At 52.5% G+C, this 12,585-nt stretch carries 14 protein-coding genes; 8 read left to right on the forward strand and 6 right to left on the reverse strand.

Going from position 1 to position 12,585, the window contains the following annotated elements; genetic code table 11:
- Positions 1 to 122: 122 nt before the first annotated feature.
- Together ACR0C9_RS15335 and ACR0C9_RS15340 are read right to left on the reverse strand one after the other, a co-directional pair.
- Positions 123 to 2,258: an SGNH/GDSL hydrolase family protein gene (locus tag ACR0C9_RS15335; protein WP_480781398.1), complete on the reverse strand. Its 2,136-nt coding sequence runs from the start codon at positions 2,256 to 2,258 to the stop codon at positions 123 to 125.
- A 560-nt stretch (positions 2,259 to 2,818) separates the two neighbouring features.
- The gene (locus ACR0C9_RS15340; protein ID WP_480781399.1) at positions 2,819 to 3,382 is read right to left on the reverse strand and encodes a TetR/AcrR family transcriptional regulator; all 564 of its coding nucleotides are present in this window, start codon (positions 3,380 to 3,382) and stop codon (positions 2,819 to 2,821) included.
- Positions 3,383 to 3,406: 24 nt separating this feature from the next.
- On the opposite strand from ACR0C9_RS15340, the gene ACR0C9_RS15345 reads away from it, so the two are divergent.
- From ACR0C9_RS15345 to ACR0C9_RS15365, 5 genes are all read left to right on the forward strand, one after another.
- Positions 3,407 to 4,342, forward strand: coding sequence for an oxidoreductase (locus ACR0C9_RS15345; protein ID WP_480781400.1), 936 nt, complete (start codon positions 3,407 to 3,409; stop codon positions 4,340 to 4,342).
- A gap of 52 nt (positions 4,343 to 4,394) precedes the next feature.
- Entirely contained in the window at positions 4,395 to 5,198 is an 804-nt protein-coding gene (locus ACR0C9_RS15350; RefSeq protein WP_480781401.1) for an SDR family NAD(P)-dependent oxidoreductase, read from the forward strand.
- 67 nt (positions 5,199 to 5,265) lie between these two features.
- Complete coding sequence (locus ACR0C9_RS15355; protein ID WP_480781402.1) at positions 5,266 to 5,712, forward strand: hypothetical protein; 447 nt, start codon at positions 5,266 to 5,268, stop codon at positions 5,710 to 5,712.
- A gap of 20 nt (positions 5,713 to 5,732) precedes the next feature.
- Positions 5,733 to 6,212 carry an SRPBCC family protein gene (locus ACR0C9_RS15360; protein WP_480781403.1) on the forward strand — a complete coding sequence of 160 codons (480 nt, stop codon included), beginning with the start codon at positions 5,733 to 5,735 and terminating at the stop codon, positions 6,210 to 6,212.
- The gene (locus ACR0C9_RS15365) at positions 6,202 to 6,873 is read left to right on the forward strand and encodes an NAD-dependent epimerase/dehydratase family protein (protein ID WP_480781404.1); all 672 of its coding nucleotides are present in this window, start codon (positions 6,202 to 6,204) and stop codon (positions 6,871 to 6,873) included. The genes ACR0C9_RS15360 and ACR0C9_RS15365 overlap by 11 nt, the downstream gene beginning before the upstream one ends.
- A 242-nt stretch (positions 6,874 to 7,115) precedes the next feature.
- On the opposite strand, the gene ACR0C9_RS15370 is transcribed toward ACR0C9_RS15365, so the two are convergent.
- Positions 7,116 to 7,565 carry an NYN domain-containing protein gene (locus ACR0C9_RS15370; RefSeq protein WP_480781405.1) on the reverse strand — a complete coding sequence of 150 codons (450 nt, stop codon included), beginning with the start codon at positions 7,563 to 7,565 and terminating at the stop codon, positions 7,116 to 7,118.
- Between the two features lie 442 nt (positions 7,566 to 8,007).
- Positions 8,008 to 8,097: a GDCCVxC domain-containing (seleno)protein gene (locus ACR0C9_RS15375; RefSeq protein ID WP_480781406.1), complete on the reverse strand. Its 90-nt coding sequence runs from the start codon at positions 8,095 to 8,097 to the stop codon at positions 8,008 to 8,010.
- 40 nt (positions 8,098 to 8,137) lie between these two features.
- Between ACR0C9_RS15375 and ACR0C9_RS15380 the strand changes: the two genes are divergently transcribed.
- From ACR0C9_RS15380 to ACR0C9_RS15390, 3 genes are all read left to right on the forward strand, one after another.
- Positions 8,138 to 8,422, forward strand: a complete 285-nt coding sequence (locus ACR0C9_RS15380; RefSeq protein WP_480781407.1) for a MerR family DNA-binding protein — start codon at positions 8,138 to 8,140, stop codon at positions 8,420 to 8,422.
- A 103-nt stretch (positions 8,423 to 8,525) separates the two neighbouring features.
- Positions 8,526 to 9,929 (forward strand): sensor histidine kinase, encoded by a 1,404-nt coding sequence (locus ACR0C9_RS15385; RefSeq protein ID WP_480781408.1) that lies wholly within the window; start codon positions 8,526 to 8,528, stop codon positions 9,927 to 9,929.
- Positions 9,926 to 10,573 (forward strand): response regulator transcription factor, encoded by a 648-nt coding sequence (locus tag ACR0C9_RS15390; RefSeq protein ID WP_170451099.1) that lies wholly within the window; start codon positions 9,926 to 9,928, stop codon positions 10,571 to 10,573. Before ACR0C9_RS15385 ends, ACR0C9_RS15390 begins: the two co-directional genes overlap by 4 nt.
- Before the next feature lie 75 nt (positions 10,574 to 10,648).
- On the opposite strand, the gene ACR0C9_RS15395 is transcribed toward ACR0C9_RS15390, so the two are convergent.
- Entirely contained in the window at positions 10,649 to 11,449 is an 801-nt protein-coding gene (locus ACR0C9_RS15395) for a hypothetical protein (protein ID WP_480627428.1), read from the reverse strand.
- Between the two features lie 158 nt (positions 11,450 to 11,607).
- Entirely contained in the window at positions 11,608 to 12,489 is an 882-nt protein-coding gene (locus tag ACR0C9_RS15400) for a cation diffusion facilitator family transporter (RefSeq protein ID WP_480781409.1), read from the reverse strand.
- Positions 12,490 to 12,585 lie beyond the last annotated feature (96 nt).

Consider the following 12,585-nt stretch of genomic DNA (forward strand, 5'->3'; position numbering starts at 1 on the left):
CGAATGAAGGGATTCGCGGCCCGTTGGGCAGCCAACGCTCGACTACTCCAAGGAATCCAAGTCGAGCCGCGACGACGCATTAAACAGAGATACGTCCACAGTTCGGTTGATAAGCACTCAATTTACTTTGGCAATAACTTGAACATTTCCTCAGCAATCAAACGATGTCCGGTCAGGTTCGGATGTACAGCCCCCGTGACTTGTTTGTCCCCAGGCTGACTAAGTGCCGTGTCATTGCCAGTTCTTACGGCCCTTGTTGGGATTTCGAAAACGTATGGATCCCAATCTGTCAAAGCCCAAGCGGGGAACTCTTCACCATCCACGCCATTTGGGAGATTTCGCTTCGATCCCTGGTCGAAATCATACCCATAATAGACATCGCGGGTAGAGCATACAAAGTTGATCCCCAGGCTTTTTGCCGATTCCGCAAGCACTGGGCGAAGAACCTCAAACTCTCTCAATGCAAGAAAAGCGTCTTCATGCGTGAAGTTGAATTCCCAATTCTCAATGTTTTTTCGCGCAATCCCTGTCAGACTTTCCCTGATCAACCAGGGCGTGGCCGATTTCAGTCCGTTCCACGAGGAGGCAGGAGAGTATTCGCCGTATGGATCTCCGACCAACATTTCTTCACGAACCATATACTTGTCTGTACCCGGTATTCTTTTCAGGAAACTCTGCATGTCCAATGGATCACATGGCCCTACTGTTGCCTCTACCTTGCGAACAGAGTCCGGGTACTGGGGCATTAAAATCTGACCTGGCTTTACGCCCAACCTGTTTTCAATAATGTTTGTCAGAAGATTCAGACGATCTTTTATTCCCCCATTCTTTCCCTCGCCCACAATGTCTCCGGCGTGGTATCCGTTTTGTTTATCTTTCTTTTCACAGTGTCTGGTTAGCTGAGGGAACTGGGTCCGGCTGACCCGATTGGCACCGCTGGGGCACACGTCTGGAAACATAAAGCTGCCAAGTTTTTTCGATTTCCAACGTGAAGGAACGATCTGATATTTTACCACATCGGCAAAGCCAAAATCGTTGCCACCTATCGTCAGGAAGACGTGGTCCGGCACCCTTATCTGCCCGTCGGGGCACTCCAAAAAACCAGAATTTGGAAAGTTTCCGCCATTTTTCTTTCGGTGCAAGGACGTTCTTTTGCTGAATTTGTCGCCCGGAGCAAGATTGCTTGGTGCCTTCTTATTGTTGCCTTTTCCACCGCGCCGATGAAAATCGTTCAAGTTAATTTCACCCTTATCCTCGCGCCTGAGCCTGTCAGCCTGCGAAACGGAAACATAGCTCTCAGCATCAACATCTGATCGGCACAGCTCTTGAATGGCAAAATTCACCTGGGAATATGGGATGTATATACCCTTGCCCCACGCCTGATACTGAGGAACTAACAGCCCATCGAATATTTCGGCGCCAGTACAAGCATAATGAAGGAACGATACGAAAGTGTCTTTCTTTTCCGATGCCAGTTTCAGCGCAAGAAGGCTTTGGTGACTAAAGAAACTCCGATGGCAGTCGTCATCCACCCAGTGCTTAACGGTCTCCCCATGCTCTTCGAGCGTTGATTTCAGATTTTTTTGCTGTGCCAGCCAAACAAAGTCCTTTTCACTGCTAAACTCGACATCGTCTTTCCAATGACCGGGATAGTCTGGGTTGCCTTCGCCAGAGGCATAGCTATCCCCGAAACCGACTATGACGATATGCTTTGGGTTGACCTGCTCGCTTGCCGAATAGTCCCCAGAGGTTACCGCTACGGATGCTCCGCTCAATGGAATGCTCACCAGTGTTCCAGTCCGGCAATCCGATGGCGGCACAGTTGGCGCATCGTCAAGTGACACCGACCATTGGCATTGTCCGTCCTTGTCCAAACGCACGCGAACATCAACTAGCGTATCGGTACTTTCTTCTTCCTTCACGAATTTTAAAATAGCTTCGGCATGCCGATCAGTTTGCTGGTTCCAATGCATCATTCCTTTTGTTTTGGCGTCTGCATCTTCTGCCGCCAACGTCTCTAAATACGGAGAATGAAACTGGGGATCGGACAAGCGCTTATGCCATTGTTTAAAGCTTTCTCCATCTTTGATCTTGTATTTGTCAAAAAGACCGGCTCGCCCCTCTGCGGTCGGATGTTGAGTCACGAAAGGTCCAAATCTATTGGCAACTTCCCACTCAATCTCCAAGGACAGGGCTTCACCAGCAGTCAAAAGGCCGCCCCATAACGACACAACTGCTCTGAAAACAAATGAATTCAAATTACTTTCCTCCGGGATATTTCTTTAAACAAATCACACGCACGCTAGCACTTTTCCTTTCAAATGGAAGGCTTGAGACGGACCTACTTAGTATTTCTTCGCGAAACTGAACTGAAATCATGCACAATCATTTTGCTGAGTCTCAAAAGCTGGAATTGATGGAGCACCCCATTCTGACGGGCGACGTACCTGACAAATTTACACCTGCTGAACCGTTCAATTGGCTTGACCGTAAGTTCGCGCATAATAGTGCCAAGAGGGGTTGGAACACCTCCTAGCCTGCAAAGCTCAATTGCGAATGTCTGCTTCGGGGCTGCCTTCATCTGTCGTGAGAAGGCGAATGACTGCAAAGTCCGCTCACCCACCATTTGCCGTCCGGTTCTGAACGTCCGGGATGTGCGGTTTGCTACGTGCCGCAAACGCAAAAGGCCGAAGCTCGGTCAACGGCAACTTGGGGCTCAACTCGACCAATTCGGGCCCGTCGCAGAGTAAGTCTGGTGCGAGCCCATTTTGCCCGACGCTGCGGCGCGCATCGAAGTCCGCATTGGGTATTCTTTTAACTAATTCGCGTTGACTACCTTCAGCACGGAGACGCGGAGTGCTTCAAGCAATTGCACCAAGTGCTTTCTGTTTTTTGCCGCGTATTTTGCAGCCGTTGCAGTGCGTTGAATGAAGTCTGCATACTGGTCCACCGACAGATCCGCGGCCCTAAGGTCATTGGAAAATGGCTCTAGAATTCGGGCAATAATCTCAGTGTTCCGTTGAGCACCCGCTTCAAGCTCCTTCTGTGAAGAAGCGGTTACGCCCGCAATGATGTCTTCGGCATTCGGCGAGGATTGAAGGACATCGTAGTGCTCGATCACGGTGTGCTGGAAGATCACATCCAATTGCGCACTGAGTCCCGTCGTCTTCAACAGCCCGGCCTCAATGTCCACCACAACCTTGTCCGCCATGGATCGGATCGTGGCCTGTAACACTGCATCTTTATTTGCGAATGCTTTGTAGAGCGTCTGTCGCGATAACCCTGCTTCTTCCGCAATGTCGTTCATGCTTGTCCGTTTAACCCCGAACCGAAGAAAGAGGCGGACTGCTGCGTCGAGGATGTGGGCGTCGCGATTTTTCATAAAGAGCATATTGACATTAGGTGGATGACTGTCAATATTTACATTCAGTCACTATATGTAAACTTTGTGGACCTTTTCATGAACGCCACTTCCCAAAAGATTGCCATCGTCACCGGAGCCAATAATGGCATCGGATTTGAAACAACAATCGGCATGGCCGAAGCTGGGTTCCACGTAGTGATGGCCTGCCGCAGTCTCGAAAAGGCAAAAACCGCTCGGGACGACGTGCTGGCACGCGTGCCGTCAGCGTCGCTTGATGTGATGCCGCTAGACTTGGGCGATTTTGCCTCTGTCAGAAGCTTTGCCGAAGTGTTCCGTTCGCGCTATTCCAAGCTCGACGTGCTAATCAACAATGCGGGCATCCTGCTTTACACCGCTGAGACAAATAGCGATGGGATCGAACTGCAATTCGCGACCAATCACCTCGGTCATTTTCTTTTGACGGCGCTGCTGATCGACCTCGTGCCAGACGACCCGGCATCCCGGATCGTCGCGCTTTCAAGCCTCGGGCACAAGGGTGCCACCATCCAGTTTGATGATCTGACCTGTGGCCAGGATGGCGGCATTGCTTATGGTCAGTCGAAACTCGCGAACCTTTTGTTTGGGGACGAGCTGGACCGTCGCCTACGGGCTTCCGGGCGTAGGCTAAAAGCACTGTCCGTCCATCCCGGCGGTTCTGAGTCCGGTCTGTTCCATAACGTTGCCCCGGATCAGCTCGCGCAGATGAAGGCACAAGTTGAACAATTCCTACATTCTCCAGAAGAAGCCGCGAAACCCACCCTGTACGCCGCCCTGTCCGCGGAAGTCCAAGGAAGTGACTATTACGGCCCCACTGGCCCCCAGGAAATGAGCGGAGAGGTCGGTGTGGCCACCCGCGATCCGATAACCGCGAATATCGAGATTGCTACCCGGCTATGGACCCTGTCCGAAGAGCTGACCGGCCAATCCTTCAAAATCTGATCCCGCCATCCATTCCAGAAGCGACAGTGCTGACCTCCCAAAAGGAAAGATCATGCAAGATTTCGAAAGCAAGACCGTCGTCATCACCGGCTCCGCGACGGGGATCGGTAAAGAGCTCGCCCTCCAGACGGGGTTGGAAGGCGCAAAAGTCGTCATCTGCGGTCGCCGTATGGATCGCGTTCAAGAGACAGTGGCGGAACTGAAAGCCGAGGGGATCAAAGTGGCGGGAACTGCCTGCGATGTCGCGGATCGCGACCAGGTAAAAGCGCTGGCAGACTATGCCGAGGCAGAGTTTGGTCCGGTTGATGTACTCATCAACAACGCTGGCATCGGCCAGGACCCCACGCCGCTGATCGACATGGATCTGGATGTGTTCCGGCGTGTCTATGAGATCAATATTTTCGGAACGCTCCATGGAATTCAGGTCTTTGGGCGCAGAATGCTCGACCGCGGAACACCCTGCGCGATCTACAACCTCGGCTCCGAAAACAGTGTCTTCACGGCCGTACCTTCGTCACATGCCTACGTCTCGTCCAAGCATGCCCTTTTAGCCATCACGGAACTTCTGGCCGAAGAGACACCGGACTTCATGGACGTGGCCCTGATCATGCCCGGCTTGGTAGTTTCCGAGATGAGCCAGGGCCTTGGAATGCCGACGGACCAGTTTGTAAAGCGGGTGCTTAATCAGCTGAAAGCCGGTGAATTTTTCGCGGTCAGTCATGCCTACAACAAGGTTCGGATTGATGACCGCTATGGAAAACTCGCGCGCGCCTATTACACCTACGCCCCGCGATACGAAGGCGACATCGAATACGATATCCGCAATTTTCTAGAGACATCGGCGGCAGGGGCTTAGGCCCTGCTAGGCAGTCTTCTAAGCCATATCGATCATTTGGGAGCCGTATCTCTAGAGGCGGTAGATCATGCAAAAGAAACTTTCACATATTTTCAGTTTACTCTTGATCCTCGCTGCCCTGATCATGCTCATCTGGGGCCTTCTAGGCTTCCTGGAATACTTCTGGGGAATTGCCCCGCTGATGCCGCTACAAAACGAGGCATTTCCAATTGGCATGCAGACCCTCCATTGGATTTTGATCACTGTGTCGGGGGCCACGTTCCTTGCCGGTTACGCCTTGCGCTGGCGTTACACGCCCATCGCAATGCTTGTGATGTTCACAGCACTTGCCACGATGTGCGCGGTCCAAACCTTAGACATGCTGCAAAACCCAGATCGCTACCGCAACTTCGTGGTTGAGTGCATCAACTACACCCTCATTTCTGCCTACCTCTTCCGGTCGCAGCGCATGCGCGAGCGGTTTGGGCAGATCACCGTTGAGATGGCGTACCGCGCCGCGCCTCTAGAGGCTTGAACCGATCAAAAGGGAAGATCATGGAAACTGATAGAACTGAGAAGGTCGGCTTCTCTCATCATAAAATCCACACAGACATCATCATCAACACTGCGCCCGAAGCCGTTTGGGCGGTTCTGACCGATACTGCCAACTACAGCTCCTGGGCTGCGTTCCTTGTGGGAATCGAGGGTCAGATCGCGGACGGTGAAAGCATCAATGTTGCCTTCCAGCTGGACCCCAACAAGGACAAGCTCACACGGATTGATCACATGATCACTGTGGTAGACGGCCAGGAGTTCTACTGGGCTGAAAGAGGCCCCGGCGGCATCCGCGATAACCACCATTTCAGGGTCGAGGCTGCCGCAGATGGGAAGACCCGATTCGTGCAATCGGACGAGATCATCGGTGGCATGACTTTCCTGATGGGTGGACGGTTGGCGAAATTGTATCTGGAGGGCTACCAGGCATTTAATCGCGGCCTGAAGGCGGAAGCGGAGCGACGCCGTAGTGTCGGTTGAACCCACCGTACGAACTCTCGGGCGCGTTCTGCTTACAGGGGCAACCGGCATGGTCGGGTCATCCGTTCTGGCTGCATTGCTGGAGGAGGAGAGCGTAACAGAGGTTGTTTCCCTTGGGAGGAGATCATCGGGTCGCACTCACGCCAAGCTGACCGACGTCAACTTCACGGATTTCGGGAACTCAGCCTCATATACCCAGTATCTGATCGGTATCGACACGGTGTTTCATTGTCTGGCGACCTACTCAGCCCGCGTCAGTAGGGAGACTTATTCAGAGATCACCGTCAATTGGTTGATCAACCTTGTACGGGCTTGTGAGGAAACAGTGCCGGAAGCAACATTCTGCCTCTTCTCGGCCCAGGGTGCGCGAACTGACGGGGGTGGCATGTCATTTGCTTTGAAAGTCAAAGGTGAAGCCGAGACTGTTCTTTTTGCCTCCCGTATCAAACGCAAGTTTGCCTTTCGCCCCGGCTACATCGCCCCATCGGAACGAAGAAGATGGAAACCGGTAGACTATCTGTTTGCACCGCTTCAAAGCCTGGCTCCGTCTATCGGCGTGACATCCGATGAACTAGCACAAGCTATGGTCAGAACGGCCATCAACAACGCTAGGTCTTCCGCTCTCCTGAAAAACAGTGAAATGCGAGCTTTGCTGGGGTGAATGGCGAAATTCTGGACCCTTAGCGAGATCGGCCGAAGGCAAAGCGGTCATTGGTCAATTTGGAGCAACGTCCGCAAAGTCCCGCAGCCCTGACATCTGTGAAGCGCTACTGAACGTCCGCTTTGCGCGATTTGCGACCTGCCGCACGTGCGAAAGGTGGAAATGAGATCAAAGGCAGCTCAGGGCTCAAAGAAACGGTTACTTGTTGGAGATAGCAAAACTCTACACGCAATGTCTTAGCGTCAAAGCGATAACCAGAGCTTTCCGTCTTTGTATCCCCCTCGCACCGGGTCCTTCGATGTCAAGACATCGGGATAGTCGTTGACCCAATCACGAAATCGATCGTTTGAAACAATCGGTGCGCCATGGTCTCTGGCAACCTGTAAGATCATTGGGTCTGCTGGCATTCCTTTTGGGACCACCATGACCCTATCCTTGGGTAGTGCAAGGAGCCTCCCCAACTCTTTGTCGTGCAAATAGCGCCCCGAAATCTTGTATCCTGCATTGGCGTCGAACACTACGCCAGGTGTCAGACCAGCTTTAGCAAGAGTTGAAACCACTTCTTGAACAGTCTCTAATTTTGGAATGCCACCATTCCAGTGCAAGACATTTGATCCATCAATGACGATCCAGTTTCTGTCGACCTCAGCGCCTTGCCACCACCTTTTGAGTAACAGCATTGTGCTTGCCATCGCGCAAGGCGCCGCCAACAAAAGCCAATCTGACAAACTGGGGTTCAGTGCAGCGACTACGACGCCACAAATAGAAATAGTGCATATCGTAGAGAGTAAGCGCACAGCTGAAATCTCGAAGACTGAAAAACCAATGACAATGCACATATCACCGGAAGAAACATCGTTGAAGCCTAGACGACATTACCAACCGAGCGGATATCTGCTTCGAGAGCAATGGGACCTGCTGCACAGGCAAAACCCAGACTTTGCCGGACGTCCGGTTAGGGCTCAATTCACCAACTAAAACATGTTGCGGAGAAAGCCGGCAGAGAGCCCACTCTGACCGATGCTGCGCGATGCCCGAATGACAACAATGCGCAGAAACCAGACTTTGCAAACTTTGGCCTACGAGCCAATACGGACAATCAACACCTTTCTCAGATGTTGCTGGCGTGCCCGCTTATCCACAACAGCAATCACCTTCTAGCAGTTTCAAGACTGCCTTGCACGATTTGCATTCATAAAACCACAGACACGAGTCAGTTGGCATTTTCTCGGTCTAAACGTGCCCATACCGAGGGCAGGTCAAAGTGCTATTCAGCAAGCTATGTGGGAAGACTTCGATTTTGAAGAAATGCCGCGACCTGGGGTTTCCTCTCTCAGACGCAAAAGCGCTTTTGGAGCTGTCAGAAGGAAGTGCCGAAGACTGCCGATCTGTGAAAGAACTGGCCGAGGCACACATTGCCAGCGTTCGAAGCAAAATTGATGAGCTCAGACGCCTGGAGCACGCCCTGAGTGAGCCTACGGCCAATTGTGATAGCGGAAACGTTCACTGCCCGATGCTGCAAAGACTGAGAACGATGGATGATATCTGACTCTGGCCGCTGGGCGGAATCAAAAGGTCTGAGATTTGGCCAGATCGCGTCAGACCAAGGTCTGTGGTGCGGTAACAAATTGTAGTTCATATTCGATTTCACGATGAAAGCGAAAGTAACTGACCTGACGATTGGCAATTGGTCGTTGTCGCGAGTGTTTCTTGCGGCCAGCATCGTTGTGATGGGCACTGCTACCGCAATAGTCGGGATTTGGGTGTCAAATCGAATCCAGAACGCAGTCGTGCAAAACTCCGCCAACTCCGCAGCGTTGTATATGGAAAGCGTGGTATCCCCGCTCAGCCAGGAATTGGCACATGGCGACCGCCTTTCAGAGCAGGCGAGCATGGCGCTGGACGAGATTTTCATGACCCAGCCAATGCGTGACCGCATTGTCTCCTACAAATTCTGGAAGCAAGGTGGTGTGATTGCACATGCCTCGGATACAGACATCATTGGAAACCGTTTCAATCCAACGGATGACTTAAGGCGGGCGTGGAGCGGTGATATCTCCGGCTCTTTCGAAGAGCTTGATCATGCCGAGAGCGCCGCCGAGGCAGCATTGGGGATACCACTGCTTGAAGTTTACAGCCCCATCCGCGAACTCTGGTCCGGCGAAATCATCGCAGTTGCGGAGTTCTACGAAAGAGCTGATCAGCTTGAGTTAGACTTAGCCAAGGCCAGGCGAACAAGTTGGTTGGTCGTAGGTTCCGCATTTCTGGCAAGTACTATTGTTCTGTATTCCATCGTCGCAATTGGTGACAAAACAATTCGTCGACAGGGGGCTCTTCTTAAACAGCGCCTGACAGAAAGTGAGAGGATGGCCGAGCAGAACGCCCGGCTGCGCTCGCGTGTGGTCGAGGCGTCAGAAAGATATGCCACGCAAACAGATCGGTTCCTTAAGAAACTCGGTGCTGAGCTACATGACGGTCCTGCGCAGTACCTGTCGCTCGCGGCACTTAGACTGGAGGCGGCGTTTTTCAAAGAGGCCGAAAGGCCTAAAGAGGCAGAGGAAATTCAGCAGTCTTTGCAAAAATCTCTGGCTGAAATTCGTGCAATTTCGCGAGGGCTGTCCGCCCCGGACATCGACAGCCTGTCACTCGCCGATGTTGTGAAGAGAGCCGTAGAGGATCACGCCGAACACAGCCCGTTGCGACCGGATATTTCATTCCTGGGTAGCCAGGCCCCAGAGTTGTCATTGTCCGACAAGCTGTGCGTTTTTCGGTTCCTTCAGGAGACGCTTTCCAATGCCGCGAGATATGCTCCAGCTTCCAAGTGCACTGTTTTCTCCGAGGCACAGAGCGACAGAATAGTTGTGAAGGTCAAAGACGACGGACCTGGATTTGACAGGTCAGAAGAAACCGCGTTGCGAGACGATGGTGGCCAGGGGCTTATGGGCTTGCGAGATCGGGTCGAGAGTATTGGTGGTAGTTTCGAAGTCGCATCGAGACCGGGCGAAGGCACCACCATTGTTATGACACTGTTTTCCAGAAAGATGAGTGCATCATGACAACATCCGTCATTATAGCGGACGATCATCCAATTTTTAGGGATGGCTTGCAACGCACATTAGATGAAACTGATGTTTTTGAAGTTTTGGCCGCTGGGTCCAGCGCTGAAGAGGCAGTATCGCTGGTCGGTACGTATCAGCCGGACATAGCTATTCTTGACCTCTCGATGCCCGGTGGCGGGATAAGCGCGACACGTAAAATTGCGGCAATGGCAAATCCGCCTTTCATTGCAATCTTGACGGTATCAGAGAACAGCAGCGATGTCGCAGACGCCTTGGAGTCTGGCGCGATTGGTTACATTGTGAAAGGAGTAACCGCGAGCGAATTGACCGCTTCCCTGAAAAGCATCGCCGCAGGTGAAGGGTTCGTATCTCCGGGCTTGGCGTCGCGTGTGCTACTTCAAATCAACACTGACAGCGGCACCTCCAAGGACGGCGGCCTTCTCGATGACCTTACGCATCGTGAGGAAGAAATACTTCGACGTGTGGCCAAAGGTCTTAGTAATCGTGAAATCGCTGACGAGTTAGACCTTCAAGAAAAAACCGTGAAGCATTACATGACAGCAATCCTGTCAAAGCTTCATGCGCGCAATCGGGTAGAGGCAGCACTCATCGCCCATGATGTTTGGAACAAGGGAGACTAACTGCGGTTTCATTGACAGCTATGGCGGCCCCTCTCAATGAGAAGCCGCCAACGGATTATCGACTGGATTTGCTGTTCAGTTAGCAACCGCCTGTAGCCTCCGGCGATCAGAAGCCGTTGCGTTTCTCTCAACAACAGTCCGGTTGTACGGGTCTTTTAACTCGTAGCGCCCAAACTCGATTTCCTCTTTCCAACCATTGGCATAGTTCACTTCGATATTGTTGCCCTGGCGTTCGATTTTCGTGGGTCGACTTCTAGCAGCGCCGCCTTGCCCTGAAGAGCGCACGTTGTCGATTGAGATACCATTCGCCAATGACCGAAGCCTTGAGACGTCAGCACCGGTCGCAGGGCGCTCCTCAACAGTTCGGTTCTGCGCATTCTTTCTCTCATACCGCCCGTTTTCGATCTCCTCCTTGGTTCCGTCGGCGTAACGTACTTCAATGCCGCTGGCGTTTGTCTCGACCTTTGTTATCCCAGCCGAACCCGACGATTTGCCCCCCGCTTGAGACCGATCCTTCTTTCCGCTGCCTCTACTGGAGCGTTTGGAGTCATCATCATCATCGTCGCGACCACTTTTGCCTGATCCTGAACTGTCGTCACGATCATCATCTCTATCGTCATCACGATCATCGTCCCGGTCCCCACCACGGCCGCTACTCCCCGACCCCGAGTTGTCGTCCCGGTCATCATCTCTGTCGTCACGATCATCGTCACGACCATCCCCGTCTTTTCCCTTGCCGCTCTTGGCAAAGGCATATGACGGCTCAAAATGTAGGCGACCGTCGGCATCGAACACTGGTACATAAGGTGTCGCCGCGATCAACGAAGCCAGCGCCGCGGTACTAAGAAGTTGACCCAGCTTTCTTTGAATTTTCATTTTCGCCTCCAATTCTGATCATCACGCTTCTCGACGTTGGAGACAGGTTACTTCTGGCCCGGCTTTCCCACATCGGGCTTAGGTCTGACGATTTCAAGCCGAACGTCTTAGCCAGATCGGTCAAGTCGATAGTGTTTTTGCAGGGCTGAATAACAAGTTTAGTGGGAGTTAACCCCGACACCCAACAATTCGTCATCAGGTTCGAGGTGAATGACAAAGATCGAACCCGGATACAAACGATCCAATTCTTCCTCGATGTCATTGCATATATCGTGCGCTGCACTGACTGGCATTGTGCCATCCACAACAAGATGAAACTCCACAAAGATGACATTCGCGGATCTGCGCCCTTTGAGGTCGTGGTACTCCAAGGCTACGCCGAGATTTGCTTCGATTGCGTTGGAAACAGTCTGCAAGTCATGGTCCGAAAGCGTCACATCCATCAGGCCATCGACGGACGACCGAATAACTTTCCATCCCTCCCACAAGATGTTCAGTGCAACAAGAATTGCCAGGATCGGATCGAGGATCAGCCAGCCGGTGGCAAGCGCCAGTATCAGACCTGCGATGACACCAACTGAAGTCATGACATCCGTAAAAATGTGCCGGGAGCTCGCCTCCAATGCAGGCGAACCCTCCCGCCTCCCGATTTTGAGCAATAGGTAGGCCCATGCGCCATTCACACCCGTTGCAATGACATTGACGATGATGCCGAGCAGCGGCGCATCCTCCAGATGCGGGTTTGGGAGCGCCAGCACAGCTTCTCTGATGATCAAGAACGCCGCCAGCACAATCAGCACGCCCTCGACGACAGCGGAAAGATACTCGGCCTTTTTGTGACCAAACGGGTGGTTTTCATCAGGGGGTTTATTGGCAACCCGAACCGCAAAGTATGCCAGCAACGCCGCAACGACATTCACGGTGGATTCCATTGCGTCCGACAACAACGCGACCGAGCCTGTCAGCCACCAAGCCAACAGTTTTAGGGCCAGTACCGCAATGGATATCGGAATGGACCAAAGAGCGATCTTTTGTGTCATTTGGCCGCGACCCTCAGTCAATCATGAACAGAAACTCGGGTGATTGGTGAGCTCCGATTTTCAAAACGTAAAGCAGGTGTTTGGTGAAAAGGGAAT

The organism is Ruegeria sp. C12 (assembly GCF_056537745.1).

Coding starts and splice junctions, on each gene's coding strand:
- ACR0C9_RS15340 (WP_480781399.1), bottom strand. CDS start 3,382: ATGAAAAATCGCGACGCCCACATCCTCGACGCAGCAGTCCGCCTCTTT.
- ACR0C9_RS15345 (WP_480781400.1), top strand. CDS start 3,407: ATGACTGTCAATATTTACATTCAGTCACTATATGTAAACTTTGTGGAC.
- ACR0C9_RS15350 (WP_480781401.1), top strand. CDS start 4,395: ATGCAAGATTTCGAAAGCAAGACCGTCGTCATCACCGGCTCCGCGACG.
- ACR0C9_RS15395 (WP_480627428.1), bottom strand. CDS start 11,449: ATGAAAATTCAAAGAAAGCTGGGTCAACTTCTTAGTACCGCGGCGCTG.
- ACR0C9_RS15360 (WP_480781403.1), top strand. CDS start 5,733: ATGGAAACTGATAGAACTGAGAAGGTCGGCTTCTCTCATCATAAAATC.
- ACR0C9_RS15385 (WP_480781408.1), top strand. CDS start 8,526: ATGAAAGCGAAAGTAACTGACCTGACGATTGGCAATTGGTCGTTGTCG.
- ACR0C9_RS15390 (WP_170451099.1), top strand. CDS start 9,926: ATGACAACATCCGTCATTATAGCGGACGATCATCCAATTTTTAGGGAT.
- ACR0C9_RS15370 (WP_480781405.1), bottom strand. CDS start 7,565: ATGGCAAGCACAATGCTGTTACTCAAAAGGTGGTGGCAAGGCGCTGAG.
- ACR0C9_RS15400 (WP_480781409.1), bottom strand. CDS start 12,489: ATGACACAAAAGATCGCTCTTTGGTCCATTCCGATATCCATTGCGGTA.
- ACR0C9_RS15375 (WP_480781406.1), bottom strand. CDS start 8,097: ATGCCAACTGACTCGTGTCTGTGGTTTTATGAATGCAAATCGTGCAAG.
- ACR0C9_RS15355 (WP_480781402.1), top strand. CDS start 5,266: ATGCAAAAGAAACTTTCACATATTTTCAGTTTACTCTTGATCCTCGCT.